22 protein-coding genes and 4 tRNA genes are annotated in these 26,255 nt (G+C 73.0%); 17 read left to right on the top strand and 9 right to left on the bottom strand.

Features of this window, described 5'->3' with window-relative positions; translation table 11 throughout:
* A partial coding sequence (locus ACR80Q_RS17015) for a hypothetical protein (RefSeq protein WP_435378835.1) occupies positions 1 to 289 on the bottom strand: 289 nt, incomplete at its 3' end.
* A gap of 785 nt (positions 290 to 1,074) precedes the next feature.
* Between ACR80Q_RS17015 and ACR80Q_RS17010 the strand changes: the two genes are divergently transcribed.
* Positions 1,075 to 1,305: a helix-turn-helix domain-containing protein gene (locus tag ACR80Q_RS17010; protein ID WP_435378834.1), complete on the top strand. Its 231-nt coding sequence runs from the start codon at positions 1,075 to 1,077 to the stop codon at positions 1,303 to 1,305.
* A gap of 62 nt (positions 1,306 to 1,367) precedes the next feature.
* Positions 1,368 to 2,456 carry a site-specific integrase gene (locus ACR80Q_RS17005; RefSeq protein WP_435378833.1) on the top strand — a complete coding sequence of 363 codons (1,089 nt, stop codon included), beginning with the start codon at positions 1,368 to 1,370 and terminating at the stop codon, positions 2,454 to 2,456.
* Positions 2,457 to 2,525: 69 nt separating this feature from the next.
* On the opposite strand, the gene ACR80Q_RS17000 is transcribed toward ACR80Q_RS17005, so the two are convergent.
* From ACR80Q_RS17000 to ACR80Q_RS16985, 4 genes are all read right to left on the bottom strand, one after another.
* Positions 2,526 to 2,597 (bottom strand) — tRNA-Val (locus tag ACR80Q_RS17000).
* Between the two features lie 11 nt (positions 2,598 to 2,608).
* Positions 2,609 to 2,679: transfer RNA gene (locus tag ACR80Q_RS16995), tRNA-Cys, on the bottom strand.
* Positions 2,680 to 2,720: 41 nt separating this feature from the next.
* Positions 2,721 to 2,792, bottom strand: a tRNA-Gly gene (locus tag ACR80Q_RS16990).
* A gap of 106 nt (positions 2,793 to 2,898) precedes the next feature.
* Positions 2,899 to 3,321 carry an SsgA family sporulation/cell division regulator gene (locus ACR80Q_RS16985; RefSeq protein ID WP_435378832.1) on the bottom strand — a complete coding sequence of 141 codons (423 nt, stop codon included), beginning with the start codon at positions 3,319 to 3,321 and terminating at the stop codon, positions 2,899 to 2,901.
* Between the two features lie 182 nt (positions 3,322 to 3,503).
* Here ACR80Q_RS16985 and ACR80Q_RS16980 point away from each other — a divergent pair, with 182 nt between their 5' ends.
* Together ACR80Q_RS16980 and ACR80Q_RS16975 are read left to right on the top strand one after the other, a co-directional pair.
* A complete protein-coding gene (locus tag ACR80Q_RS16980) occupies positions 3,504 to 4,022 on the top strand; it encodes a TIGR02611 family protein (RefSeq protein ID WP_435378831.1) in 519 nt (172 codons plus the stop codon).
* Between the two features lie 44 nt (positions 4,023 to 4,066).
* A tRNA-Val gene (locus ACR80Q_RS16975) sits at positions 4,067 to 4,141 on the top strand.
* A 66-nt stretch (positions 4,142 to 4,207) separates the two neighbouring features.
* Here the strand turns inward: ACR80Q_RS16975 and ACR80Q_RS16970 are convergent.
* Positions 4,208 to 4,537, bottom strand: coding sequence for a dihydrofolate reductase family protein (locus tag ACR80Q_RS16970; RefSeq protein WP_435378830.1), 330 nt, complete (start codon positions 4,535 to 4,537; stop codon positions 4,208 to 4,210).
* Between the two features lie 273 nt (positions 4,538 to 4,810).
* On the opposite strand from ACR80Q_RS16970, the gene ACR80Q_RS16965 reads away from it, so the two are divergent.
* From ACR80Q_RS16965 to ACR80Q_RS16935, 7 genes are all read left to right on the top strand, one after another.
* Positions 4,811 to 6,229, top strand: coding sequence for an EAL domain-containing protein (locus ACR80Q_RS16965; protein ID WP_435378829.1), 1,419 nt, complete (start codon positions 4,811 to 4,813; stop codon positions 6,227 to 6,229).
* Between the two features lie 117 nt (positions 6,230 to 6,346).
* Positions 6,347 to 7,360 (top strand): LacI family DNA-binding transcriptional regulator, encoded by a 1,014-nt coding sequence (locus ACR80Q_RS16960; protein ID WP_435378828.1) that lies wholly within the window; start codon positions 6,347 to 6,349, stop codon positions 7,358 to 7,360.
* A 100-nt stretch (positions 7,361 to 7,460) separates the two neighbouring features.
* Positions 7,461 to 8,795 carry an ABC transporter substrate-binding protein gene (locus ACR80Q_RS16955; protein ID WP_435378827.1) on the top strand — a complete coding sequence of 445 codons (1,335 nt, stop codon included), beginning with the start codon at positions 7,461 to 7,463 and terminating at the stop codon, positions 8,793 to 8,795.
* A 5-nt stretch (positions 8,796 to 8,800) separates the two neighbouring features.
* Positions 8,801 to 9,775: a carbohydrate ABC transporter permease gene (locus tag ACR80Q_RS16950; protein WP_435378826.1), complete on the top strand. Its 975-nt coding sequence runs from the start codon at positions 8,801 to 8,803 to the stop codon at positions 9,773 to 9,775.
* Complete coding sequence (locus tag ACR80Q_RS16945) at positions 9,772 to 10,680, top strand: carbohydrate ABC transporter permease (protein WP_435378825.1); 909 nt, start codon at positions 9,772 to 9,774, stop codon at positions 10,678 to 10,680. The genes ACR80Q_RS16950 and ACR80Q_RS16945 overlap by 4 nt, the downstream gene beginning before the upstream one ends.
* Entirely contained in the window at positions 10,680 to 13,049 is a 2,370-nt protein-coding gene (gene yicI, locus ACR80Q_RS16940) for an alpha-xylosidase (RefSeq protein ID WP_435378824.1), read from the top strand. Before ACR80Q_RS16945 ends, yicI begins: the two co-directional genes overlap by 1 nt.
* The gene (locus ACR80Q_RS16935; protein WP_435378823.1) at positions 13,046 to 14,524 is read left to right on the top strand and encodes a GH1 family beta-glucosidase; all 1,479 of its coding nucleotides are present in this window, start codon (positions 13,046 to 13,048) and stop codon (positions 14,522 to 14,524) included. Before yicI ends, ACR80Q_RS16935 begins: the two co-directional genes overlap by 4 nt.
* Positions 14,525 to 14,543: 19 nt before the next feature.
* Here the strand turns inward: ACR80Q_RS16935 and ACR80Q_RS16930 are convergent, their stop codons facing one another.
* Positions 14,544 to 15,323, bottom strand: a complete 780-nt coding sequence (locus tag ACR80Q_RS16930; RefSeq protein ID WP_435378822.1) for a hypothetical protein — start codon at positions 15,321 to 15,323, stop codon at positions 14,544 to 14,546.
* A gap of 102 nt (positions 15,324 to 15,425) precedes the next feature.
* Between ACR80Q_RS16930 and recQ the strand changes: the two genes are divergently transcribed.
* Complete coding sequence (recQ, locus tag ACR80Q_RS16925) at positions 15,426 to 17,273, top strand: DNA helicase RecQ (RefSeq protein WP_435378821.1); 1,848 nt, start codon at positions 15,426 to 15,428, stop codon at positions 17,271 to 17,273.
* 9 nt (positions 17,274 to 17,282) lie between these two features.
* On the opposite strand, the gene ACR80Q_RS16920 is transcribed toward recQ, so the two are convergent.
* The gene (locus tag ACR80Q_RS16920) at positions 17,283 to 19,187 is read right to left on the bottom strand and encodes an EAL domain-containing protein (RefSeq protein WP_435378820.1); all 1,905 of its coding nucleotides are present in this window, start codon (positions 19,185 to 19,187) and stop codon (positions 17,283 to 17,285) included.
* Between the two features lie 185 nt (positions 19,188 to 19,372).
* Positions 19,373 to 20,980, bottom strand: coding sequence for an amidase family protein (locus ACR80Q_RS16915; protein WP_435378819.1), 1,608 nt, complete (start codon positions 20,978 to 20,980; stop codon positions 19,373 to 19,375).
* Positions 20,981 to 21,187: 207 nt separating this feature from the next.
* Here ACR80Q_RS16915 and thrS point away from each other — a divergent pair, with 207 nt between their 5' ends.
* The 5 genes from thrS to ACR80Q_RS16890 all read left to right on the top strand — a co-directional run.
* Positions 21,188 to 23,284: a threonine--tRNA ligase gene (gene thrS / locus ACR80Q_RS16910; RefSeq protein WP_435378818.1), complete on the top strand. Its 2,097-nt coding sequence runs from the start codon at positions 21,188 to 21,190 to the stop codon at positions 23,282 to 23,284.
* Complete coding sequence (locus ACR80Q_RS16905) at positions 23,281 to 23,880, top strand: HIT family protein (RefSeq protein WP_435378817.1); 600 nt, start codon at positions 23,281 to 23,283, stop codon at positions 23,878 to 23,880. The genes thrS and ACR80Q_RS16905 overlap by 4 nt, the downstream gene beginning before the upstream one ends.
* Positions 23,874 to 24,512, top strand: a complete 639-nt coding sequence (gene pgsA / locus ACR80Q_RS16900) for a phosphatidylinositol phosphate synthase (protein WP_435378816.1) — start codon at positions 23,874 to 23,876, stop codon at positions 24,510 to 24,512. The genes ACR80Q_RS16905 and pgsA overlap by 7 nt, the downstream gene beginning before the upstream one ends.
* Positions 24,509 to 25,465: a phosphatidylinositol mannoside acyltransferase gene (locus ACR80Q_RS16895; protein ID WP_435378815.1), complete on the top strand. Its 957-nt coding sequence runs from the start codon at positions 24,509 to 24,511 to the stop codon at positions 25,463 to 25,465. The genes pgsA and ACR80Q_RS16895 overlap by 4 nt, the downstream gene beginning before the upstream one ends.
* A gap of 24 nt (positions 25,466 to 25,489) precedes the next feature.
* A partial coding sequence (locus ACR80Q_RS16890) for a glycosyltransferase family 4 protein (protein ID WP_435378814.1) occupies positions 25,490 to 26,255 on the top strand: 766 nt, incomplete at its 3' end.

Genomic DNA, 26,255 nt, shown 5'->3' with positions numbered 1-26,255 from the left:
GCTGCCCGTGAAAGCCCCGGGTTAGTTCGAGGGATGGGTTCGGTTTGGTCACCCACACTGTGACCTGTCCCGGGCCGGGTACTTCCGCCTTGATGCGGAGCCGGTCACGGTCCAGAATGCCGGTCTCGAACGCGCCGGTGAACAGTCCAAGCGCTCGGCCCCCGATGTGGCCGAAGGAGTACCGCTGGCCCGGACGGGGTTCGCCGAAGCCCTCTCGCTCGGCCCCCGCCACGGACCACTCGTCCTGGAAGGAGCCGGGCACGTGCCTGCAATCGAAGCGCAGGCTCAAGAACTCGCGGTCCGTGGCGCCTGTTATGGAGGTGCTCGCAGCTGCTGAGGGAGGTAGTGAGTCGACGGGCGCGGGCTCTCCGGTCTCCGGCGGGGGTCGGCTGGGCACTTCCGGCGATGACGGTGGGGTGGGCGTCGGCGACGATGACGTTGGCCTTGCACTCAGGGGCTGGTCGGTGAACACGGGCTGCGGCTGTGAGCACCCACCGAGGGTTGCCAGCGCCAAGCAAAGAGCCAGGGCCAGAGCGGCTTGTCTTGTGCTGTTCACCGTGCCCGTCCGGCCACGCGCCCCCCGTGACTCGCTTGTCGCCGTCCGGTCACCGGAGGGCACCGTGGGACTCTGGGGGGTGCGCCGCCCGGTCGCGCCCATCGTGCCGCCGGCGCAGCGCCGCATGCCGCCGCCTGGGCCCCTGGTTACATAGCGTCCAGGATTACGAGGCTGGACGGGCTCAGGCGCGTTGTCAGTGCCCATGCTCCGAAGTATGGGTCGCCTGGCTACGGGAGTCGCCGCTAAAGCCGGCCCCGCCGCTCAACCGTAGGGGGGTGCGGGAGCAGCGGGGTCGACGCCGGCCACGCTACGGCCCAGCATCGCCAGGTGGGGGCCCAGCCCAGGTGCACAAGGGCACCAACGAGAGAATCCAAGGCCGTTGATCACCGGGCGACGTTGTCCGCCCTTGTATAGGTAGCGGGGGACGCCCGCAGCGCCGGGTTGCAGCAGCATTCACCGTGACCCCGGCGACCGCTGGTCCTACCGGGCCGCGCAGCGTGGAGGAGAGCGCCGTGAACATGATCATCGACCCGGCTCGACGAGTCGCGAGCACCGCCGCCGGAGCGGCTCCACGTCCCGTGCTGTGGCGGGTACCGGAGGTGATGTCGCTGCTGAACGTGAGCCGCAGTGTCATCTACGAGCAGATCCGATCGGGTCGTCTCCGGACGGTCAAGCTTGGCCGCACCCGCCTCGTGCCGGACGCCGCCATCGACGACTACGTCCGGTTGCTCGAACGTGAGGCGGAGTGACTGAGCGCCGGCGCGGGCGGGGCGAAGGTGGGCTCTACTTCGACACCCAACGCAACCGGTGGGTGGCAGAGATCACCGTGGGCTTCGGCCCCACCGGCAAGCGTCGGGTGCGACGCCGCTTGGGCCGAACGAAGACAGAGGCCCGTGAGAAGCTCCGCGAAGCGCTGAAGGACCAGGACGACGGGTTACCGGTCGCTCGCGGGACTTACACCGTCTCGGACGCTGTCAGGGAGTGGCTCGAGTTCGGGCTCGTCGGCCGTGCGCCAGCCACGATCGCCAAGTGGGAGCACCTGACCGCGACGCACGTCCTGCCGAGCCTGGGCCGGCGAAGGCTGGCGGACCTCACGGCCGGAGAAGTAGACCGCTGGCTCGCCCAGAAGGCGAACACCCTCAGCACCAGCACACTGCAGAACCTTCACAACGGCCTCAGCCGGGCCGTGAAGCAGGCCATGGCCCGCGACCGGGTCAAGCGGAACGTGGTCGAGCTCTGCTCTGTGCCTCGCGGACAGCGGGGACGTCCCTCGAGTTCCCTCACGCTTGAGCAGGCGAAGGCCCTCCTCTCAGCGGCGGCCGAGACTTCCATGCACGCGTACATCACCGTGTCGCTGCTGACGGGGGCCCGTACGGAGGAGCTGCGCGCGCTCACGTGGGCCCACGTCGATCTCGAGGGGGACGAAGCAGCTGTCCCGCCGCGGCCACCATCCATGCAGGTATGGCGCTCCGTCCGTCAGGGCGGTGACACCAAGACCCAGTCGTCTCGTCGCACCCTGGCCCTACCAGCCGTCTGCGTTGCCGCCCTGCGCCAGCATCAACGTCAACAAGTACAGGCGACGGCAGCGTCTGAGACGGCTTGGCCTCCGACAGGGTTGGTCTTTGCCACCTCGAGCGGTGGGCCACCCGACGCGGCCAACATCCGGCGAGCGTTCCGCGCGGTGGTGGACAAGGCGGGTCTGGATCCGACGGCGTGGACGCCGCGTGAACTACGTCACAGCTTCGTGTCGCTGCTCTCTGCGTACGGGATGCCCATCGAGCAGATTGCTGAACTGCTGGGCCACCGGGGGAGCCGGGTCACTCAGGCCGTCTACCGGCACCAGCTGCGGCCGGTGATCTTGGACGGTGCGGTGGTCATGGACTCGCTGTTCGAGAGTTAGTCACCCGGTTAGTCACCCGGAGCCGTTCAGGCGGTGCTTCCACACTTGTGATCATGCCTCTGACCTGTGTGGGCGATACTGGGATCGAACCAGTGACCTCTTCCGTGTCAGGGAAGCGCGCTACCGCTGCGCCAATCGCCCGTGCTGTTGAGAGGTGGAGACGGGATTCGAACCCGTGTACACGGCTTTGCAGGCCGTTGCCTCGCCTCTCGGCCACTCCACCACGATTCGCACCCGCGAGTGCTGCCGCGCGGAGCGACTCCGAGCGGACGACGGGATTCGAACCCGCGACCCTCACCTTGGCAAGGTGATGCGCTACCACTGCGCCACGTCCGCATTGCTTGTCCGACTGGGCCGATCAGATCGCCCCCGTGCGGTGCTGGAGAAGACTAGCCCAGCGTGCGACCGGCACCAAAACGACCGGTCCGATCGGTGCGTCGGTTCAGGCCGTGAGGCGCGAGACGACGTCGTCGAGGTCGAGGTGACGCGCCTCCTGACCTGCGGGGACGACCGAGAGCGTGCGACCGATGAACAGTCGGAGGTCGTCGGCGTCGGCGTGCAGGACGGCACGGCCGTCGGGGGAGGACAGGGCGATCACGACGATGTCGCCGTCGGAGCCGCGGGACGGCCACACGTGGACGTCACCGAGGCCCGTGGCGCGCTCCATGCCGTCGACGAGCAGCTCACGGGAGAACACCCACTCCACGGAGGTCTCGCCGTCGCCGCCGCGGAACAGGGCGCGGACCGCGTAGGGGTCGGCCGCCACGTAGCGCAAGGACACCGGAAGGGGCACCGGACCGGCGTCGGGGACGACGAGTCGAAGCGTGACCTCGACGTCCACGTCCACCTTGTGCTTTTCGACCACGGTGACTCCTCCTGAGCATGTGGATCGGCTGTTTCCACCCGACCTTCGTCTGGGGAGGACGTTCCCTGCCGCAGGGGGTGCGAAACATCCCCCAGGTCACGCCGTCACCCCATCGGAGCAGGCTGGGCCACCCTGTTGCGGGCCGGCGGCACCCTGGGTGACCGTCCACCTACGCTGATGCGGTGGAACCGGACGTCCAGCACACCGTGGGTGGGGACCCGCCTGTCCCGGAGCGGTCCAGGGAGGCCGAGCGTGCTCACCGCTCGCGGCGGGCCTGGCGTCGGCTCAGGGCCCGCACCCGTGCGGTGCGGGCCCGGGTACGGCGAACCCCGGCCGGCCGGCTGGGGTGGCGCATCGGCGTCGGCGTCGTCGGCGGGCTGCTGCTGGTGGCCGGCATTATCATGATCCCGGGACCGGGCCAGGGCTGGGCGACCGTGTTCCTCGCGCTGGCGATCCTGTCGACGGAGTTCTCGTGGGCCCAGCGGCTCCGTCACGGCTTGTGGGTCAAGCTGGTCGACGCCCGCCACCAGTACTCCCGTCAGTCACCCCAGGCCCGTGTCCTCATCATGACGACGCTCACGGTCGCGGTCCTGGCCGTCCTGGCCGGTGTGTTCTGGGCCTCCCTCGCGGTGACGGGCCTGCCGGAGTGGCTTCCCAGCACGGCCGAGGACCTCCTCGACCGGCTCCCGGGCGTGAACTGAGGCGAGGATCCCCTACGATGCTGCACGGCCGTTCTGACGGTCGCGGGCGGTTAGCTCAGTGGTAGAGCACTTCGTTCACACCGAAGGGGTCGCTGGTTCGAACCCAGTACCGCCCACCAGCACGAAGCAGCAGCGGGACCCGCGCCACACGGGTGCGACGCGCGGCGATCGCGGTCGGCTGATGGTCACGCCACCGGCCTGCGCCCGAACGTCAGGTGGGTGACGCCGCTCGGGGGCGACGCGGCCTCGACGTCGTAGTCCTCCTCGATCGCCTGGAGGCCGTCCCAGAGCCGGGCGCCGCGGCCGAGGACGATGGGCACCTGGACCGGGTGCATGTGGTCGACGAGCCCGGCGGCGAGGAAGTCGCGCACGACGGTGAACGGCGGGTCGGGCCCCCACCAGCGCTTCCAGCCCGCGTGCTCCTGCCAGCCCGGGGGGCCGAGCTCGTGGGCGCCCATGGTCTCGGCGTCGAAGCCGTTGCTGTGGCGCTCCGCGAACGCGTGGTCGACGCCCACCGATCCGGCGGCGGGCGCCGGGGCGCCGGGGACGCCCTGCCGCGCCCCAGGACCGGGTGCCGAGCATCCAGTCGCGCAGCCGGTGGCCGGCTGTACTCATCGGTCCCGGACGCGGTCGGCAACCGGAGCACCGGGTCTACGCCGACCGGGGGACCGTCGCCCGGACTCTCCGCTTCTCCCGTCCCGCCCTGCACCCCGGCTGCTAGCGTCAACCGCGTCCCGCGGCCAGGGGGCTGCGTCCGACGACAGAGGGTTCACGATGGGCTGCCTGCCATGACCAGGCCGGGGGACGAGCAGGACTCTCCGGAACTCGCGTTCACCGCGGCGGACGCCGCCGCGCTCGCGGCGCGCGACTCCGTGGTCGTGGCCCGGGCCGCCACCGAGACGGTCCAGGCCGCGGAGGACGCCCACGAGGCGTCCCGGCTGGTGTCGGACGCCGCACGGCTCGCGACCTCCGACGTCGTGGCCGCCGCCGCCAGCGCCGCCGCGGAGACCGCGGCGGTCGTCGCGCTGGAGGTGCAGGGCCACGCGGACCGACGCGCGCGCGACGTGGCCCGCTCGGCCGTCACCGCGCTGCAGGTGGTGTCGGACCTGCACGGCGGCCCCGTCGGTGCGCCGGAGGCGCGGGCCATCGCCGCCCGGGTGGCGGCCCTGGTGTCCGGCGACGTCACGACCCAGCAGCGGCTCACCGACGAGGCGGCCGAGAAGGTCGCCGAGGCCGTCCGGCTGGCCGCCGAGGCCGCAGCGCTCGCGGCCTTCACCGCGGCGACCCTGGTGGACGAGGCCTCCTCCGGCGCGGAGGGGTCCGCCCGCCAGGCCGCCGACGCCAGCGTCGCGACGGAGGCGGCGTCCGCGGTGGCGGTGGGCTCGGCCGGCCGTGTGGCCGAGCTCGCCCAGCGGCGGGTGGCGATGCTGCGGCAGGCGCCCCTGGTGGCCGAGCTGCGTCGGGCGCTCGCGGAGGACGAGCTGCGGCTGCACTACCAGGCCATGCTGTCCGTGGCCACGGGCGAGGTGGTCGGGGTGGAGGCCCTGCTGCGCTGGCAGCACCCCACCCGCGGGATGCTCGAGCCGGCCGTGTTCCTCGAGGCCGCCGAGGGTCCCTACCTGGTCGGTCCGGTGGGGGACTGGGTGGCCCGGGCCGCCTGCGAGCGGGCCGCCCGCTGGCAGCACGAGCACGGGCCCCGCGCGCCTCGGGTGTGGATCAACGTCTCCTGCGACCAGCTGGGCCGTGACCACCTCGTCGGCGTGGTGGGCGACGTCCTGGCCGGCACCGGGCTGCGGCCGGAGCTGCTCGGCCTCGAGGTCACCGAGCGGCAGCTGGCCCGGCGCGTCGACGACGTCGCCGCGGACCTGCTGACGCTGCGGGGGATGGGGGTCGCCCTCGCCGTCGACGACTTCGGCACGGGGTACGCGTCCCTGGACTACCTGCGCCGCTTCACCTTCGACGAGCTCAAGATCGACCGGTGCTTCGTGTCCGGCCTGCAGGAGGCCACCGACCGGGCGGTGGCGTCGTCCATCGTCGCCCTGGGGCGGTCCTTGGGCCTCACCGTCGTGGCCGAGGGGGTGGAGACCGCCGAGCAGCTGGAGCTGGTCACCGGCCTCGGGGTGGACGTGACCCAGGGCTTCTTCCACCACCGCCCGGCCCCCGCCGACGTCGTCGACGAGGTCCTCCGGCGCGGGACCGGGAGCTGAGACCGGGTCTCGGGAGACGCTTGCCAATTCGTCGGACCGGGCGTACTTTCTCGATCGACGCTTCGCTGTCGAAGCGTTTCACCAGTCCACCGCACGACCAGACGACGGAGTCCGAGCATGACGAGCATCCACGACGTGGCCCGTGCCGCCGGGGTGTCCATCAGCACGGTCTCCTACGCCCTGTCCGGCAAGCGCTCGATCACCGAGGCCACCCGGCAGCGGGTCGAGGCCGCCGTCCGCGACCTGGACTACCGGCCCAACGCCGGCGCCCGGATGCTCGCCGGCAAGCGGACCTACATCCTCGCCGTCACCGAGCCGCTGCGCGCCGACACCTACGCGCCGGCCCACATGGCCTTCGTCCTGGCCGTGGCCACCGCGGCCCGCCGCTACGACTACGACGTCCTCCTGCTGCTGCAGGACGAGGCCGCCGGTGGGCTGCAGCGGGTCACCTCGAGCCGCCTGGTCGACGGGATCATCGTGCTGGACGTCACCAAGGACGACGACCGCGTGGCGCTGGTGCGCCGCCTGGGCGTGCCGTCCGTCGTCGTGGGCGTCCCCGACGACACCGAGGGCCTGGTGTGCGTCGACCTGGACTTCGAGGCGGCCGCCCGGCTGGCCGTGGACACCCTGGCCGACGCCGGGCACCGCACCGTCGGCCTGCTGGGGGAGCCCCGCTCGGTGTACGAGCGCGGGTCCAACTTCCCGCCCCGCTTCCGCGACGCGTTCCTCGCCCACGCGCAGGCCCGCGGCCTGCAGGCCCGCTTCGCGATGCCCGAGCGGGACGCGGTCGCGGCCCGGGCCGCGGTCGCGGAGCTCCTCGGCCCCGACGCGGACCTGACCGGTCTGGTGATGCACTGCGAGGAGTCCATCCAGACCACCGCGGTCGACCTGCTGCGCGACCGCGGGCTGTCCGTCCCCGGTGACGTCTCGGTGATCTCGGCCGCGTCGACCTTCGACACCGCCGCCCTGCCGGTGCCGCTCGATGTCATCCCGCTGGTGCCCGCGCGCAGCTGCGACCGTGCCGTCGAGCTGGCGATCGAGCAGCTGACCGACCGGGTCGACCCCCGGGTCGAGCTGATCCCGCCGACCTACGTCAGCCGCGGCTCGCTCGCACCCCCGCCCACGTCCTGACCCCCGCCCCGACGCCAGGAGGCCCCGTCCGCCCACCATCGAAACGCATCGACTGTCGAAACGCATCGAACCCAGCACTACCTACGAGGAGGTAGGCACCATGAGCAGCAGGACCACCAGCAGGAGCAGGTACGGCCGGGCACGCATCGGCACCGCGGCGACGGTCGTGGGCGCCCTCGCCCTGGCCGCGTGCGGCGGGGCCGGGGACACCGGGGCCGGCGGCGGTGACTCCGGGGACCAGGTGCTGACGCTGTGGCACTTCGAGTCCGACACCAGCGCGATGGGCATCGCCTGGGACGAGGCCATCGCCACGTTCGAGGAGGAGACCGGCGCGACGGTCGAGTTCGAGGAGCGCAGCTTCGAGCAGATCCGCACCACCGCGAGCCAGGTCCTCAACTCCAGCGAGGCCCCGGACATCCTCGAGTACAACAAGGGCAACGCCACGGCCGGCCTGCTGGCCAGCCAGGGCCTGCTGAGCCCGCTGGACGACCAGGTCGAGGAGTACGGCTGGGACGACCAGCTCGCCCCCGCCCTGCAGACCACGGCCCGCTACGACGAGTCCGGGATCATGGGCTCCGGCAGCTGGTACGGCGTCCCCAACTACGGCGAGTTCGTCGAGTTCTACTACAACGAGGCGCTGTTCGCCGAGCACGGCGTCGAGGTCCCGACCAGCGTCGAGGAGCTCGAGGCCGCGATGGCGACCTTCACCGACGCCGGGGTCACGCCGCTGGCCCAGGCCGCCTCGGAGTACCCGCTGGGCCAGCTCTGGTACCAGCTCGCCCTGACGCAGGCCGACCGCGACTGGGTCGACGCCTACCAGCTGTACACCGACGACGTGGACTTCACCGGCGAGGAGATCACCTACGCCACCGAGACCCTCGCGGAGTGGACCGACGCCGGCTACATCAGCACCGACGCCACCGGCCTGGCGGCCGAGGACGCCGGCACGGCGTTCATCAACGGCGAGTACCCGATGTTCTTCTCCGGCAGCTGGTGGCACAACCGGTTCACGACCGAGATCTCCGGCTTCGAGTTCGGCACGTTCCTGTTCCCCGGGGCCGAGATGTCACCCGGGTCGGCCGGCAACATGTGGGTGATCCCCGTCGAGGCCCGCAACCCCGAGCTGGCGGCGCAGTTCATCGACATCACCATGCGCCCGGAGATCCAGGCCCTCATCGGCAACAACGGCGGCGTGCCCGTCGCGGCGGACCCCGCCGACATCACCGACGAGAAGAGCGCCGAGCTCATCGCGAACTTCAACACCCTGAACGACCGCGACGGCGTCGCGTTCTACCCGGACTGGCCCACCGCCACGTTCTACGACGACCTGAACGCCGGCCTGCAGGAGCTGCTCAACGGCACCCTCGAGCCCGCCGCGGTGCAGGAGCAGCTCGGTCAGCAGTACGCCGACGGCGTCTCCGACATCACGGGCTGATCCTGATGGCTGCCGTCACCGAACGGACCACCGCCGGGGAGCGCACCGCTCCCCGGCGGGGGCGGCCGAGCCAGATCCCGGGCCTGCGCGCCCACACCTACTGGATCTACCTCGTGCCCGGGCTGGCGCTGCTCACCCTCGTCATCCTCGTCCCGCTGGTCTGGAACGTGTACCTGACGTTCACGTCCTACCGGGGGATCCGGCCGCCGGAGCTCATCGGCCTGGACAACTGGGTCCGGCTGTTCGGCGACGCCACCTTCTGGCAGTCCTTCCAGAACTCCATCGCCATGATCGTGGCGATGGTCGTGGTGCCGACCGGCCTGGGCCTGGTGCTGGCGGCGATGCTGTTCGACCTGGTGGGACGCAAGTTCGGTGGCCGGGTGGCGAGCTTCCTGCGCGCCACCTACTACCTGCCGCAGATCCTGCCGTCGGTGATCGCCGCGATCGTCATCGGCTGGATCCTGCGCCCGCAGAACGGGGCGCTGAACACGTTCCTGGACGCGGTCGGGCTCGGTGCGCTGCAGGCCAACTGGCTGGGCGACCCGCGCTTCGCGCTGCCCAGCATCATGCTGGTGCTGGTCTGGGTGCAGATCGGCTACCCGGTGGTCATCTTCATGGCCGCGCTGCAGCGCGTCGACCCGGAGCTGTACGAGGCCGCGGAGCTCGACGGGGCCAACTGGTTCCAGCGCTTCCGGGCCATCACCGTCAGCATCATCCGCCCGGAGATCTTCGTGGTGGTCCTCACCTGCGCGATCGCCGCGCTCAAGGTGTTCGGCCCGGTCTACGCCCTCACCGGTGGCGGCCCGGGGACCTCGACCATCGTCCCCGCCTACTACGCCTACAGCCAGTTCTTCCAGTCCCAGCAGGTCGGCTACGGCGCCACCATCGCCACGGCCCTGACGGTCGTCATCGCGGTGCTCGCGGTCGCCTTCGTCATGGTGCAGAGCCGGCTCGAACGCCGTGAGGAGCAGGGGTCATGAGCGCACCCACGACCGACCAGACGACCGCGAGCCAGCCGCAGGCCGCGCCGCGCCCCGCCCCGGCCCCCCGTCGCCGCCGGCGTCGGCGCACCCTCGCCGACTGGCTGCTGCTGGGCGGGGCGGTGCTGGTCGGGCTCGTCATCGCCGTCCCGTTCTTCCTGATCCTGCTCAACTCGTTCAAGTCCCCGGCGGACTACAGCACCGGGGGGCCGCTGTCGTGGCCGTCCGCGCTGTACACCGACGGCATCGTGGCGTTCTGGGAACGGGTCGACTTCCCGCAGAAGCTGTGGAACAGCTTCGTCATCTCCGGCAGCGTCGCCGTTCTCGCCGTCGCCCTGTCGGTCCTAAACGCGTTCGCGCTCGGCATCGGCCGCGTCAAGGGCCGGATGTGGATCGTCCTGCTCATCCTGCTGGCCAACATGCTGCCGCAGGAGGTGCTGCTCTACCCGCTCTACTTCATGTTCCGCGAGGTCGGGCTCTACAACAGCATCTGGCCGGTCATCATCATCTTCACGGCCATCCAGATGGCGTTCGGCACCTACCTGCTGGCCGCCGTCTACGGCACGTTCCCCAAGGAGATGCTCGAGGCCGCCGCGCTCGACGGCGCCAACCGCCGGCAGATCCTGTGGCGCATCGTGTTCCCCATCACGCGGCCCACCCTCGCGGTGCTGCTGATCTTCTTCTTCATCTGGACCTGGAACGAGTTCCTCATCCCGCTGACGTTCCTCGTCAGCAACGCGGTCCAGACCGTCCCCGTGGCCGTGACGGTCCTGCAGGGCGACCGGATGATGGACGTCACGACGACGTCCGCGTCCGCGCTGCTGGGCCTCGTCCCCACCCTCGTGTTCTTCCTGATCTTCCAGCGCACCCTGACCAGGGGCATCACGGCAGGAGCAGTCAAGTAATGAAGTTCACCGACGGGTTCTGGCACACGCGCCCCGGCGTCGACGCCCAGCTCGCCCGCGAGGCGCACGACGTCGAGGCGGTGCCCTCGCCCGAGGGCGACCGCCTGGTCGTCCAGGCCCCCACCCGCGTCATCACCGGCCGCGGCGACACCCTCAACCGGCCCGTCCTCGCCGTCACGCTGTCCAGCCCGCTGGACGGCGTCATCCGGGTCCGGGTCGAGCACCACCGCGGCACCCCCGCCTCGCCCGGCTTCGACCTGGTCGGTGCCGAGAAGGGCCACGGCAGCGCCTGGACCGACGACGACGCCGGCTGGCTGGAGTCCGGTCCGCTGCGCGCGCGGATGGCCCGCGGCGCGCCGTGGGACCTCGCCTTCGAGGCCGACGGGCAGGTCCTCACCCGCAGCGGCGACAAGTCCGTCGGCTGGCTCGGCCTCGCTGCTGACGCCCCCGTCACCGCCGAGCCCGCGGGCGTCGCCGGCGTCAGCGTCGACGGCCTGGCCCCGGCGACGTGCTACGTGCGCACCCAGCTGGGCCTGGGCGTGGGCGAGCTGGTCTACGGCCTGGGGGAGCGGTTCGGCCCCCTGGTCAAGAACGGGCAGAGCGTCGACGTGTGGAACGCCGACGGCGGCACGTCCAGCGAGCAGGCCTACAAGAACGTGCCCTTCTACCTGACCAACCGCGGTTACGGCGTGCTGGTCAACCACCCCGAGCACGTGTCGTTCGAGGTGGGCAGCGAAGCCGTCGAGCAGGTCCAGTTCTCGGTCCCCGGCGAGACGCTGGAGTACCTGGTCATCGCCGGCCCGACCCCGGCGGAGGTGCTGCAGCGCTACACCCGGCTCACCGGCCGCCCGGCCCAGGTGCCCGCCTGGTCGTACGGGCTGTGGTTGTCGACGTCGTTCACCACCGACTACGACGAGGCAACCGTCAACCGCTTCATCGACGGGATGGCGGAGCGCGACCTGCCGCTGAGCGTCTTCCACTTCGACTGCTTCTGGATGCGCGAGTTCCGCTGGACCGACTTCGAGTGGGACCCGCGGGTGTTCCCGGACCCCGAGGGCATGCTGGCGCGCCTGCACGAGCGCGGGCTGCGGGTCAGCGCGTGGCTCAACCCCTACGTCGCGCAGCGGTCGTCGCTGTTCGACGAGGCCGCCGAGGCCGGGTACCTGGTGCGCCGGGTCGACGGCAGCGTCTGGCAGTGGGACATGTGGCAGGCCGGCATGGGCCTGGTGGACTTCACCAACCCCGCCGCGACCGCCTGGTTCCAGGACAAGGTCCGGGGTCTGCTGGCGCAGGGCGTCGACGCCATCAAGACCGACTTCGGCGAGCGCGTGCCCACCGACGTGGTCTGGCACGACGGCACCGACCCCGGCGTCATGCACAACTGGTACGCCCAGCTCTACAACCAGGCCGTGTTCGACGTGCTGGAGGAGGTCCGCGGGCAGGGCGAGGCCGTGCTGTTCGCGCGGTCGGCCACCACGGGCGGGCAGCGGATGCCGGTGCACTGGGGCGGCGACAGCTCCTCCTCGTTCGTGTCGATGGCCGAGAGCCTGCGCGGCGGGCTGTCGCTGGCCATGAGCGGGTTCGGGTTCTGGAGCCACGACATCGGCGGCTTCGAGGGCACCCCCGACCCGGCCGTGTTCAAGCGCTGGCTGGCGTTCGGGCTGATGTCGAGCCACTCACGCCTGCACGGCTCGCAGAGCTACCGGGTGCCGTGGGTCTTCGACGAGGCCGAGGACGCCGCGGACGTGACGACGGCGCCGGGGCAGAGCGCGGTCGAGGTGGCGCGCACGTTCACCACGCTCAAGCTGCGCCTCATGCCGTACCTGTTCCAGGTGGGGCTGCACGCCCACCAGCACGGCGTGCCGTTCATGCGGCCGATGCAGCTGGAGTTCCCCGGTGACCCGGCCGTGGACCACCTGGAGCGGCAGTACCTGCTGGGCCAAGACCTGCTGGTGGCCCCCGTGATGTCGGCCGACGGCCACGTCGACTACTACCTGCCGGCCGGCACGTGGACCAACCTGCTGACCGACGAGGTCGTCACGGGCGGGGCCTGGCGTCGCGAGCGGCACGACTTCGCGTCGCTGCCGTTGTGGGTGCGCGAGGACGCCGTCCTGGTCACCGGCGCACGGGACGACACCCCGGAGTACGACTACGCCCACGACGCCCTGCTCACCGTGTACCCCGGGGCCGTCGACCGCGACGTCGTGGTCACCCACCCGGGGACGGGCGCGGTCACCACGTTCCGGGTGCTCCGCGACGGCGACCGCGGGGCCACGGTCACGGCCGAGCCCGCGGTGCCGTTCCGCGCGCGCCTGGTCGGCGCGTCGGTCGTGACGGCCGTGGACGGGCGCGCGAGGCTCACCCGATGAGCGCGACCAGCACCGCGGGCCCCGGCCTGGGACCCGGGACCGGTCCGGAGGACTACCGCGGCCGCGGCCTGCAGCTGCCGCCCGGGTTCGTGCTCGGCTCCGCGACCGCCGCCTACCAGGTCGAGGGCGCGACCGACGAGGACGGCCGCGGCCCGAGCATCTGGGACACCTTCAGCCGCACCCCGGGCAAGGTGACCGACGACGACACCGGGGACGTGGCCGCCGACCAGTACCACCGCCTCGACGCGGACCTGGACCTGATGGCCGACCTGGGTCTGCACGCCTACCGGTTCTCGATCGCCTGGCCCCGTGTCCAGCCGACCGGGCGGGGCCCGGTCAACCAGGCGGGGCTCGACTTCTACCGCCGCCTGGTCGACGGGCTGCTCGCCCGCGGCATCGCGCCGGTCGCCACGCTCTACCACTGGGACCTGCCGCAGGCCCTGGAGGACTCCGGCGGCTGGCCGGCCCGCTCCACGGCCGAGGCGTTCGCGGAGTACGCGTCGCTGCTCGGCCGGGCGCTCGGCGACCGGGTCCACACCTGGACGACCATGAACGAGCCCTGGTGCAGCGCCTACCTGGGCTACGGCTCGGGCGCCCACGCCCCGGGCCGCACCGAGCCCGCGGCCGCCCTGGCCGCGGTGCACCACCTCAACCTGGGCCACGGCCTGGCGGTGCAGGCGCTACGGGCGACGTCCACGGGGACCCCGGACTACTCGACCACCCTCAACATGCACGTGTTCCGCGGCGACGGCGAGGGGGCCGCCGACGCGCTGCGCCAGGTCGACGGACTGGCCAACCGGGTGTTCCTGCAGCCCCTGCTCGAGGGCGGCTACCCGGCCGACGTCATCGCGGACACCGCGGCGGTCACCGACTGGTCGTTCGTCCACGACGGCGACGAGGACCTGGTGCGTCAGCCGCTGGACGTGCTGGGGGTCAACTACTACGCGACCACCCGGGTCCGCCGCTGGGACGGCACCTCGCCCCGGCAGATGGCCGACGGCCACAAGGACATGGGCGGGACGCCCTGGCCGGGCGCGGACGACGTGGAGTTCGTGACCCAGCCCGGCCCGTACACCGACATGGGCTGGAACATCGAGCCGGCGGGCCTGGAGGAGGTGCTGGTCGACCTGTCGCGGCGCTACCCGGACCTGCCCCTCATGGTCACCGAGAACGGGGCGGCCTTCGCCGACGAGGTGGTGCCGGACCCGAGCGCCCCCGGCGGGCGGGCGGTCCACGACGTGGAGCGCGTGGACTACCTGCGCCGGCACGTCACGGCGTGCCACCGAGCGATCGAGCGGGGGGTCGACCTGCGCGGCTACCTGGTGTGGTCCCTGCTGGACAACTTCGAGTGGGGCTACGGCTACTCCAAGCGGTTCGGCATCGTCCGGGTGGACTACGACACGCTGGAGCGGCTGCCCAAGGACAGCGCCGCCTGGTTCGCCGAGCTCGCCCGGTCCGGGCGGATCCCGGGCTGAGCCCGCACCGGGCCGGGCCTCACCACAGCCCGGTGTCGTCGAACCCCCCGACGGCCAGGCCGTCGGGGCGGGGCCCGTCCGGTCGGCGCGTCAGCAGCTGACGCACCCGCCGGACGGGCTCGCCGGCCCACCGCGCCGGCCACCCCGGTAGTCCGGGCACGCCCGCGCCGAGGCGGGTGATCGACGCCCCGTCCGGGCCGTAGGACGGGCGCCGGGGCAGCGTCCACGCCGACACCAGCCAGGTCGGCAGGTCCAGCAGGCCCAGGACGCGGGCCACCCGCTCGGACTCGATGTAGTGCTCGGGGTCCAACGACTCCGACAGCACGTCGCGCAGCGCACCCGCCACGCCCGGCACGCCGAAGGCCCGGGCCAGGGCCGGCGCGTGGTGGGCCCCGCGGGGGGAGTCCAGGTCCTCCGCGTCCAGCACGGACGGGTCGCTCAGGTAGCGCAGCGGCTCCGCGGCCGTGCCGGGGGCGGCGGCCGCGCCCGGGCCGTGCCCGGTGGGCAGGACCAGGGACAGCAGGCGGTCGCGCACGACCTCGACCACGAGGACCGGGCCGAACGGGTCCGCCAGGTCGGTGGCGAGGCCCTCCAGGTCGCGCCCGTCCGAGGCCACGAGCAGGTGCCTCGACGACGGCACGAGGACCACGTGGGCGTGCTCCTGCGGGCCCACCCAGCCGCTGAACCGGGCCCGGCGGGCGTGCTCCAGGACCGCCCCGTGCTCGCCCGTGAGCACCACCCCGCGGTAGGAGTGCCCGGCCGGGCCCCCGGCCTCCACCTCGACCCGTCCGACCACCACGGCGACCACCTCCGGGCTGAGGACGCACCCGTCGTGGGCACGTGCGTGCACAGATCACAGCACCGATGCCCGCCCGGTGGAACCGTCCATAGACTCGTCCCCGTGACCACCCCCACCGCGACGCGAGAGCACGAGACGGCGACGGGGGTCCTGCAGCGGGTCTTCGGCTACGACAGCTTCCGCCCCGGGCAGCAGGACGTCGTCGACCACGTCGTGGCCGGCGGGGACGCCCTGGTCCTGATGCCCACCGGGGGCGGCAAGTCCCTCTGCTACCAGGTGCCGGCCCTGGTGCGCCCCGGCACGGCGGTCGTCGTGTCCCCGCTCATCGCGCTCATGCAGGACCAGGTCGACGCGCTGACCACGCTGGGCGTGCGGGCCGGGTTCCTCAACTCCACCCAGGACCCGGGCACCCGGCGCGAGATGGAGCGCCGCTACGTCGACGGTGAGCTCGACCTGGTCTACCTGGCGCCCGAGGCGCTGCGCTCGCCGTCGACGCAGGCGCTGCTGGACCGCGGCCGGATCTCGCTGTTCGCCATCGACGAGGCCCACTGCGTGGCGCAGTGGGGCCACGACTTCCGCCCCGACTACCTCGCGCTGTCGATGCTGCACGAGCGCTGGCCCGACGTGCCCCGCATCGCGCTCACCGCCACGGCCACCACGCAGACCCGCGCCGAGATCGCGACCCGGCTCGACCTGACCGGGGCCCGGCACTTCGTGGCCAGCTTCGACCGGCCCAACATCCAGTACCGCATCGTGCCCAAGGCCGAGCCCCGCCGGCAGCTGCTGGAGCTGCTGCGCACCGAGCACCCCGGCGACGCGGGCATCGTCTACTGCCTGTCGCGGGCGTCGGTGGAGAAGGTCGCCGCGTTCCTGGTCGACAACGGCATCCAGGCGCTGCCGTACCACGCCGGCCTGGACGCAGGGACGCGGCTGGCCAACCAGCAGCGGTTCCTGCGCGAGGACGGCCTGGTCATGGTGGCGACCATCGCGTTCGGGATGGGCATCGACAAGCCCGACGTCCGCTTCGTCGCCCACCTCGACCTGCCCAAGTCCGTCGAGGGCTACTACCAGGAGACCGGTCGCGCCGGGCGTGACGGGCTGCCGTCCACCGCGTGGCTGGCGTACGGGCTGGCCGACGTGGTCCAGCAGCGGCGCATGATCGACACCTCCGACGGCGACCTGGCCCGCCGACGCGTGCTGTCCGCCCACCTGGACGCGATGCTCGCGCTCTGCGAGACGGCGGGCTGCCGGCGGGTCCGGCTGCTGGCCTACTTCGACCAGGCCAGCGAGCCCTGCGGCAACTGCGACACCTGCCTGAGCCCGCCCGAGACCTGGGACGGCACCGTGCCCGCGCAGAAGCTGCTGTCGACGGTGCTGCGCCTGCAGCGCGAGCGCGGGCAGTCCTTCGGGGCCGGTCAGTCGGTCGACATCCTGCTCGGCCGCACCACGGCGAAGGTCACCCAGCACCACCACGACGAGCTCAGCGTCTTCGGGATCGGGACCGAGCTGGACGAGGGGGAGTGGCGCGGCGTGGTCCGTCAGCTGCTGGCCCAGGGGTTGCTGGACGTGCAGGGCGAGTACGGCGTCCTGGCCCTGACCGCCGCGTCGGAGGACGTGCTGCGCGGCCGGGCCGAGGTGCGCCTGCGCAAGGAGGCCCCCCGCCGCGCCGGCGCCGGCCGGGGCGGGCGGAAGGCGCGCGCCGCGGCCGAGGACCTGCCGGCCGACGTGGCGCCGGTGTTCGAGCGGCTACGGGCCTGGCGGGCCGCCGCGGCCAAGGAGCGGGGCGTCCCGGCCTACGTCATCTTCCACGACGCCACGCTGCGGCAGGTCGCCCTGGAACGCCCGACCTCCCTGGACGGGCTGGGCGGGGTCAGCGGGGTGGGGCAGGCCAAGCTCGCGACGTACGGGGAGCAGCTGCTCGAGGCGCTCGCCGCCGACGGACCCGCCTGAGCCCGGGGCTCACCGCGCCCGGGTGTACCGCTTGAGCAGGCTGCCCCCACGGGACGGGGCAGGGTCCTCGACCGGGGTGCCGCGGGGGCCCGGGATCTGCCCGCCCATCGACGGCAACGACCCGACGGGGACGAGCTCCTGCAGGAAGCTGCGGCCGACCGCGGTCACCAGACCGGGGTCGTGGATGAGCACGAAGTCGTAGCGGCGGTCGGCGTCGTCGTCCCCCGGGTCGCCGCAGTCCCGGGCCACGAAGGCCGCCGAGTACCCGGCGCTGAGCACCGCGACGAACCACTCCTGACGCATCCGGCTGCCGACCTGGCGCTCGGTGACGGCGAAGCGCTCCGTGCTCTCGACCTCGGCGCCCTCGGCCAGCACGACCGTGAGGGCACTCAGTCCCGACAGCTCCTGCAGCGACGTCAGCCGCTCCGGCTGGTCGCCGTGACCGGACTGCAGGCCGACCAGCAGCACGAACGGGTCCGGCAGGACCCGGCAGCGCGCCTCGAGGTGCTCGACCATGTGCTCGAGCAGCCCGCGGCGGGCCCGCTCGACCGGGGCGCTCGCCGAGGCCACCTCGAACGGCGTGGCCCCGTCCAGCGGGGCCGGCTGCTGACGCAGCGGGACCACCGCCCGCGGTGCCGGCACCGAGTCCGGCAGCGGGCCGGGGCGGCCGTAGCGGTAGCCCTGGACGTACGTCGCGCCGAAGACCCGGGCCAGGTGCTCGTGCTCCTCGGTCTCGATGCCCTCGGCGAGGATGACGGCGCCGGTCCGTTCCGCGTAGGCGCGGACCGCCGCGGTGACGATGGCCGTGCGACGGTCCGGGAGCTGGTGGACCAACGACATGTCCAGCTTGACCACGTCGGGCATGAGCAGGGGCAGCAGCGCGAGCGACGACTCGTTGGGGCCGACGTCGTCCAGGGCGACGCCCCAGACGTCGCGGCGGGCCTGGTCCGCGGCGTGCAGCAGGTGGGTCACGTGCCCGTTCAGGTCCCGCTCCACCACCTCCAGGATGATGCGGAGCTCGCTGCGGGCGTGGGCGAGGGCGTTGACCAGGTGCGGCGGGCACTCGTGGTGCAGGCTCACGGGCTCCACGTTGATGAACCAGGACAGACCGGGGTGCAGGTCGGCCTGCGCGGCGGCGGCCATCGCGTTGACCCGGCACAACCAGTCCAGGTCGGCGAGGCGACCCGCGGCGGCGGCGGCCTCGATCAGCGCCATCGGGGCCTCCAGGTCGGTCCCGCTGGGGCCGCGCGACAGCGCCTCGAAACCCGCCACCGAACCGGTCGCCAGGTGCACCACCGGCTGGAACAGGGTCGTCACGGCGCCGGTGTCGATGACGCCGTGCACGGAGCGGTCGGCAAGGGTGCCCACGACCGCGGCGTCGGCCCCACCCACCGGCCCCGGCACCTCGGCGGTGCGGCGGCGGGAGTCCAGCAGCGCGACGACCGCCGTCCCCACCTTGGCGATCAGCTCCACCGAGGGGGCGGGGCTGGGGGCCTCGTTGGACGACCACGCGCACAGCACCCCCAGGGGCAGGCCCTCGAGCCCGACCAGCGGGACGGCCGCGTAGTAGCGGACGGCGCCGAGGCGACCGTCGACCCACGCGTTGTCGGCGAAGAACGGGTCGACGTCCGCGGCCGTGGTCAGGTACGACTGCCGGCCCGGGTAGGCCGCCGCCACCCGGTTGCACATGCTCGAGGAGCGCTCGACGACCTCCAGCGGCAGACCCGGGGTCCCGGCGATCCGGACCTGGCCCTCGCCGTCGAGCACGTGGACGGCGGCGAACTCCGCGCGCATCAGCCGCTGGGCCTGCACGACGAGAGCGGTGAGCTCCGGGTCCGGCCGCGCGGGCGGCGGGTCCAGCGGCAGCCCGTACCGCCGCACGGACTCCTGACGACGACGTTCGTTGGTGATCACGCGGCTCCACCCCTCGCGCGGGCAGGGCGAGCGACTTCTCCCGGCTCCGACACATCCTCATCGGCCGGGGGCACCCACCTCTTTAATCGTACGGCGGAACAAATTCGGGTCGGCTCGACGACGGCCGGACGCCCCCGCCCCGAGGTCGGGCGGGGGCGTCCGGTGCGGGGGTCAGCCGGGCCGGCTCACGGGGCGCAGCTGGCCGCCCGCTCGCGCACCGGCTCCAGGCACCGGAACAGCGTCGGGTTGACCACCGACGGCGGTTCCCGCAGCAGGCTGGCCTGCTCGTAGTCGTAGGCCAGGCTGAGCAGCGTGGCCTCCGAGAACGCCGTGCCCATGAAGGTCACGTTGCTCGGGCGGCCGTTGGTCGCGGTGTAGCCGGCCGGGACCGACACGCTGGGGTACCCGGCCCGGGCCGCGACCCCGGTCGTGCCCGACAGCGACACGACGGCGTCCAGGTCGTTCGTCTCCAGCACCGCGTCGATGTTCCCCCGGCTCTCCGCCAGGCCCCGGTCACGGTTGGCCTCGTAGGCGGCCAGCCGGGCCGGGTCCGTCAGGTCGACGGCCTCGGACTGCACGAGGATGGTCTGGCCGAACTTGACCTCCGGGCGCCCCTCGTTGAACGCGATGACGTCGCTCAGGGTGTCCATCGGGGCGTCGTCCGGCAGCCGGGAGAAGTAGGCGTTCAGGTCCCGCTCGAACTCGTCGAACAGGATGCCCGGGGCCGAGGTGTTGGGGACCGTGACGGGGACCAGGACGGCGCCCTCGGCCTGCAGGGTCGCCAGCGCCGCGGTGAACAGCGGGTTGTTGCTGCTGACGTAGCCCAGGCGGGCCCCCTCCAGCGAGGTGTCCGACAGCGCGTCGGCGTAGGAGAAGCCCACGAACGGCTCCGCGCCGACGGTCACCGGGTCCTCGGGGTCGACCGACACCAGGCCCTCCAGCAGCAGGGCCGCGTCCAGCACCGTCTTGGTCATCGGGCCGGCCGTGTCCTGGGTGGCGGAGATCGGGATGACGCCCGTGCGGCTGATCAGGCCCACGGTCGGCTTGACCGCGGCGAGCGAGTTGGCCTGGGCCGGGCTGAGGATCGAGCCGGAGGTCTCCGTGCCGATCCCGATCGGGGCGAGGCCCGCGGCGATGCCGGCGCCCGTGCCCGAGCTGGACCCGCTGGGGGTGACGCTCGCGTCGTAGGGGTTGAGCACCTGCCCGCCGAGCGAGCTGTAGCCGCTGGGCATGCCGCTCGTCATGAAGTTGGCGAACTCGCTCAGGTTGGTCTTGCCCACGATCACCGCCCCTGCGTCCTCCAGGGCGGTGACGAGCGGGGCGTCGGTGGCGGGGTAGCTGTCCTCCAGCGCGATCGACCCGGCGGTGGTGGGCATGCCCGCCACGTCGATGTTGTCCTTCAGCAGCACGGGGACGCCGTGCAGCGGGCCCGGGTCACGCCCGATCCGCAGGTCGCGGTCGCGCAGCCGCGCGTCGGCGGCGGCGCTGGGATTGAGGGACCGGACGGCGTTCAGCGAGGGGCCGTCGGTGTTCAGCATCGAGATGCGGTCCAGGTACGCGCGGGTCAGCTGCAGGCTGGACACCTCGCCGCTCACGACCATCTCGCGCAGGTCGGCCGCGGTGGCCGTCTCCAGGTCGAGGTCGGCCACGACGGCGCGCGCCGCAGAGGTGGGTGGGACGGCACCGAGGGGCGTGGCGCCCGGCAGCGCGACGAGCGCGCCGGACGACACCGCCACGGTGGCCACGAACGCTCCGGCCGCGGCTGCGGCTCGGGTGGACAGGGAACGCGTCATCGCTGGCTCCAGGGGTGGCACGGGGGTGGGGGGACCCGGTGACGCTACGTAGGCCATGAGTCGACGACATGTCGGGACCGGTCCCGACACGCCGGGCCGGGTCACCCGCACGTGACGGTCCTGTCACAGCCGGGTGACACGGCGTGTCGCGGGTGGGGCCGCGGTCCGGGCGACGGGCCACGCCGACGAACCTCTACCGTTGCGGCCATGACCCAGACCGTCCCGGAACCGCTGGACCCGAACGCCCCGCCCGCGCCGACCACCCCGGCGGCACCCGCGGTTCCCACGGGCCCCGCAGTCACGGTGGCGGTCGGCGGTACCGCGGTCGAGGTCCCCGGGGGCAGCAGCGCCACCGACGCGCTCGACGCGGCCGGTGTGCTGTCCCGTGACGTCGTCGTCGCCCGGGTCGACGGGGAGCTGCGCGACCTCGACCACGTGCTGTCCGGCGGTGAGACGGTCGAACCGGTCGCCAGCTCCGACCCCGAGGGCCTGGCCGTGCTGCGCCACTCCGCCGCCCACGTGCTCGCCCAGGCCGTCCAGCAGGTCCGCCCGGACGCCAGGCTCGGCATCGGCCCGCCGGTGACCGACGGCTTCTACTACGACTTCGACGTCGCCGAGCCCTTCACCCCCGAGGACGTCAAGGCCCTCGAGAAGGCCATGCAGCGCATCGTCAAGGAGGGCCAGACCTTCCGGCGCCGGGTCGTGACCGAGGACGAGGCCCGCGCCGAGCTGGTCGACGAGCCGTACAAGCTCGAGCTGATCGGCCTCAAGGGCCCGGACGCGGCCGAGGCCGCCGAGGGGGCCGACGCCGAGGTCGGCGGGGCCGAGCTGACCATCTACGACAACGTGCGCCGCGGCGGCGAGGTCGCCTGGAAGGACCTGTGCCGCGGGCCCCACGTGCCCAGCACCCGGGTCCTGGGCAACGGCTGGAAGCTGATGCGCACCGCGGCCGCCTACTGGCGCGGTGACTCCGCCAACCAGCAGCTGCAGCGCGTCTACGGCACGGCCTGGCCCACCAAGGAGGAGCTGACCGCCTACACCGAGCGCCTGGCCGAGGCCGAGAAGCGCGACCACCGTCGCCTCGGCAGCGAGCTCGACCTGTTCAGCTTCCCGGAGGAGATCGGCTCGGGCCTGGCGGTGTTCCACCCCAAGGGCGGGATCATCCGGCGCGAGATGGAGGACTACTCGCGGCGGCGCCACGAGGAGGCCGGGTACGACTTCGTCAACTCCCCGCACATCACCAAGGCCGCGCTGTTCGAGACGTCCGGGCACCTCGACTGGTACGCGGACGGCATGTACCCGCCCATGCACCTGGACTCCGAGCACAACGCCGACGGCACGGTGCGTCGGCCGGGGCAGGACTACTACCTCAAGCCCATGAACTGCCCGATGCACAACCTCATCTACCGCTCGCGGGGCCGGTCGTACCGCGAGCTGCCGTTGCGGATGTTCGAGTTCGGCACCGTCTACCGCTACGAGAAGTCCGGCGTGGTGCACGGCATGACCCGGGCCCGCGGCTTCACGCAGGACGACGCCCACATCTTCTGCACCCGCGAGCAGATGAAGGACGAGCTGAGCAGCCTGCTCACCTTCGTCCTGCAGCTGCTCAAGGACTACGGCCTCGACGACTTCTACCTCGAGCTGTCGACCCGCAACCCGGACAAGACCGTCGGGGACGAGGAGACCTGGGACGAGGCCACCCGCACCCTGGCCGAGGTGGCCGAGGCGTCGGGGCTGCACCTGGAGCCGGACCCCGGCGGCGCCGCGTTCTACGGGCCCAAGATCTCCGTGCAGGCCCGGGACGCCATCGGCCGCACCTGGCAGATGTCGACCATCCAGCTGGACTTCAACCTGCCGGAGCGGTTCGAGCTGGAGTACCAGGCCTCCGACGGCACCCGCCAGCGGCCCGTCATGATCCACCGGGCCCTGTTCGGGTCCATCGAGCGGTTCTTCGCCGTGCTCACCGAGCACTACGCCGGCGCGTTCCCCCCGTGGCTCGCGCCCGTGCAGGTGGTCGGCATCCCCGTCGCCGAGGAGTTCGCGCCGCACCTGGAGCACGTCGCCGGGCTGCTGCGGGAGCAGGGGGTCAGGGTGCAGGTCGACACCTCCGACGACCGGATGCCCAAGAAGATCCGCACCCACACCAAGCAGAAGGTCCCGTTCCAGCTGATCGCCGGGGCCGACGACGTCGCGGCGGGGGCGGTGTCGTTCCGCTACCGCGACGGCCGGCAGGACAACACCGTGCCGGTGGCCGACGCCGTGGCCCGCATCGTCGAGGCCGTGCGCACGCGCGCGCAGGTGTGAGCACCTCGACGACGCCCGGGCCCGACCAGCCCGGCCCGGGCACGCCAGCGGCGGGACCCGAGGACCCGGCGACCCTGGCCGGGGCCCCCGACGCGTTCCAACGCCTGTGGACCCCGCACCGCTGGGCCTACCTGTCGGGGGAGAACAAGCCCGCCGACGACAGCGAGGGGCAGTGCCCGTTCTGCCGCGCCCAGACGCGACCGGACGACGAGGCGCTGGTGGTCGCCCGGGGCGAGCTGGCCTTCGTGGTGCTGAACCTCTACCCCTACAACCCGGGCCACCTCATGGTCTGCCCGAACCGGCACGTCGCCGACTACTCCGACCTGGGCGAGGCCGAGGTGGCCGAGGTGGGGGCGCTGACCCAGTCCGCCATGCGGGTGCTGCGCGCGGTGTCGCACCCCCACGGCTTCAACCTGGGGATGAACCAGGGCCCGGTGGCCGGGGCGGGGGTCGCGGCGCACCTGCACCAGCACGTGGTGCCGCGCTGGGGCGGGGACTCGAACTTCCTGCCCATCGTCGGGCGCACCAAGGCCGTCCCGGTGCTCCTGGCCGACACCCGGACGCTGCTGGCCCAGGCGTGGGAGGCCGCGTGCTAGCCCGTCGCCTCCGCGGCACCGTCCGGCTGCTCCTCAGCGCACCGGCGCGCGGCATCGTCGCGCTCGGCATCGGGCCCAACGCCGTCACGGTGGTCGGGACGCTGGGCGTGGTGATCAGCGCGTTCTGGTTCTGGCCCGCCGGTCGGCTCGAGGTCGGGGCCTGGCTGATCTTCCTGTTCGCCATGTTCGACTCCCTCGACGGGACCGTGGCACGGCTGTCGGGCAAGTCGACCCAGTGGGGCTCGTTCCTGGACTCGACGCTGGACCGGGTCGCCGACGCCAGCATCTTCGGGGCGCTCGCGGTGTACTTCCACCTGCAGGGCGACACCGTGGGCGTGGTGCTGTCGGTGCTCGTCGTGGGGGCCGGGGCGCTGGTGCCGTACGCCCGGGCCAAGGCCGAGTCGTTCGGGGTGGTGGCCGACAACGGCATCGCCGAGCGTGGGGACCGGCTGGCCGTCGGCATCCTCGCGGTCTGGTCGGTGCAGGCGCTCGGCGTGCCCGTGCTGGTCCTGCACGTCGTGCTGGGCCTGCTCCTGCTCGCCAGCCTGGTCACCACCGTGCAGCGCGGGGCCCGGGTGCACGCGGCCGTCGGTCGGACCCCGGTGGACGTCCCGGCCCCCGGGCCGCGGTGAGCCCGGTCGGCGACCGGCTCACCGCGTGGTCGTACCTGACGGCCTGGCGGGCGGTCCGGCTGCTGCCCGAGCGCACGGCCTACGGCGCCGCGCGGCTGGTGGCGCGGCTCCTGCTGCGCCGCGGCGGACGCCCCGTCCGTCGGCTGCGGGACAACCTGGCCCGCGCCGTCCCGGACGCCGGTCCCGAGCAGCTGCGGAGGTTGACGGGACAGGCGCTGGAGTCCTACCTGCGCTACTGGGTGGACGCCTTCCGGCTGCCGGACTGGGACGAGCGGCGCATCGTGGGCACCATCCGCACCGAGGGCGAGCAGGCGGTCCGGGACGCGCTGGACGGCGGCCGCGGCGTCGTCGGGGCGCTGGCCCACCTGGGCAACTGGGACCACGCCGGGGCCTGGTCGCACCTGCGCCTGACCACCGTCACCACCGTCGCGGAACGGCTGCGGCCGGACTCGGTGTTCCAGCGCTTCCTCCGCTTCCGCACCGGCCTCGGCATCGAGATCCTCGCCCACCCCCACCGCGGTGACCGGCCCGCCGGGGCGCCGCCCGCCGGACCCTCGGTCACCGAGGTGCTGGAGCAGCGGCTGCGGGATGGCCGCTTCGTGCCGCTGCTGTCGGACCGGGACCTGTCCGGGCGCGGCGTCGTGGTGGACCTGCTCGGCGAACCGGCCCGGGTGGCGTCCGGTCCGGCCGTGCTCGCCGGCCGGACCGGGGCCCTGCTGCTACCCGTCGGCATCGCCTACGAGCCCTCGACCGCGTCGCCGTCGGGCTGGGCGACGGTGGTCCGGTTCCTCGAGCCGTTCGAGGTGCCGGACGACTCGCCGCAGCAGGTGGCGGTCGCGATGCAGCGGGTCGCCGACGCCCTTGGTGAGCAGATCCGTCGTGACCCGGCCGACTGGCACATGCTGCAGGCGGTGTTCGTCCGGGACGTCGGCCACGAGCCCGCCCCGTGGTGAGCGGGCCGTGGTGAGCGGGCCGTGGTGAGCGGGCCGCTGCGGGTCGGCCTGGTCTGCCCGTACGACCTGGACGTCCCCGGCGGGGTCCGTGAGCAGGTGCTCGGTCTGGCCGGGACCCTGCTGCGCTCCGGCCACGACGTCAGCGTGCTGGCGCCCCGGGCCCGAGGAGCGCCCTCGCGGCAGGTGATGGCCGGGGTGACCGTGCACAGCGCCGGGCCGGCGCTGCCGCTGCCGTCCAACGGCTCGACCGCCCGCCTGGGCGTCGGGGTCAGGGCCCGGGCCCGGGCCGCCGCCTGGACCGACGGCGGTCCCGGCGGGGCCTTCGACGTCGTCCACGTGCACGAGCCCATCCCGCCCGGCATCGGCCACACCGTGCTGCGCCGCCTGGCCGCGGCCCGCGACCGGACGGGGGAGCAGGGACCCGCGGTGGTGGCCACGGTCCACGTGTCCATGTCGCCGCGGCCCGCCGGGCGGTCCCGCAGCCTGCGCACCGCGTCCCGGCACGTCGGCTCGGTGCTGCGCGACGTCGACGTGCTGACCGCGGTGAGCGAGCACGCCCGGCGGACCCTGGTCGACCACCTGGGCCGGGTCCCGCTGGTGGTGCCCAACGGGGTCGACGTGGCGGGCTGGGCCTCGGCCGTGCCGAGGCGGGCCGGGGACGGGCCGGTGGTGCTGGTGCTGGGGCGGGCCGACGAGCCGCGCAAGGGCGTCGACGTCCTGCTGCGCGCCTGGCCGAGGGTGCGCCAGCAGGTGCCCCGGGCCCGTCTCGTGGTCGTCGGGCCGGCCCGCG

The sequence above is a fragment of the Aquipuribacter aurantiacus genome (genome assembly GCF_051216895.1).
In the GTDB taxonomy this organism is placed as follows: Bacteria; Actinomycetota; Actinomycetes; order Actinomycetales; family JBBAYJ01; genus Aquipuribacter.
This window is presented reverse-complemented; position numbering and strand designations above follow the sequence as displayed.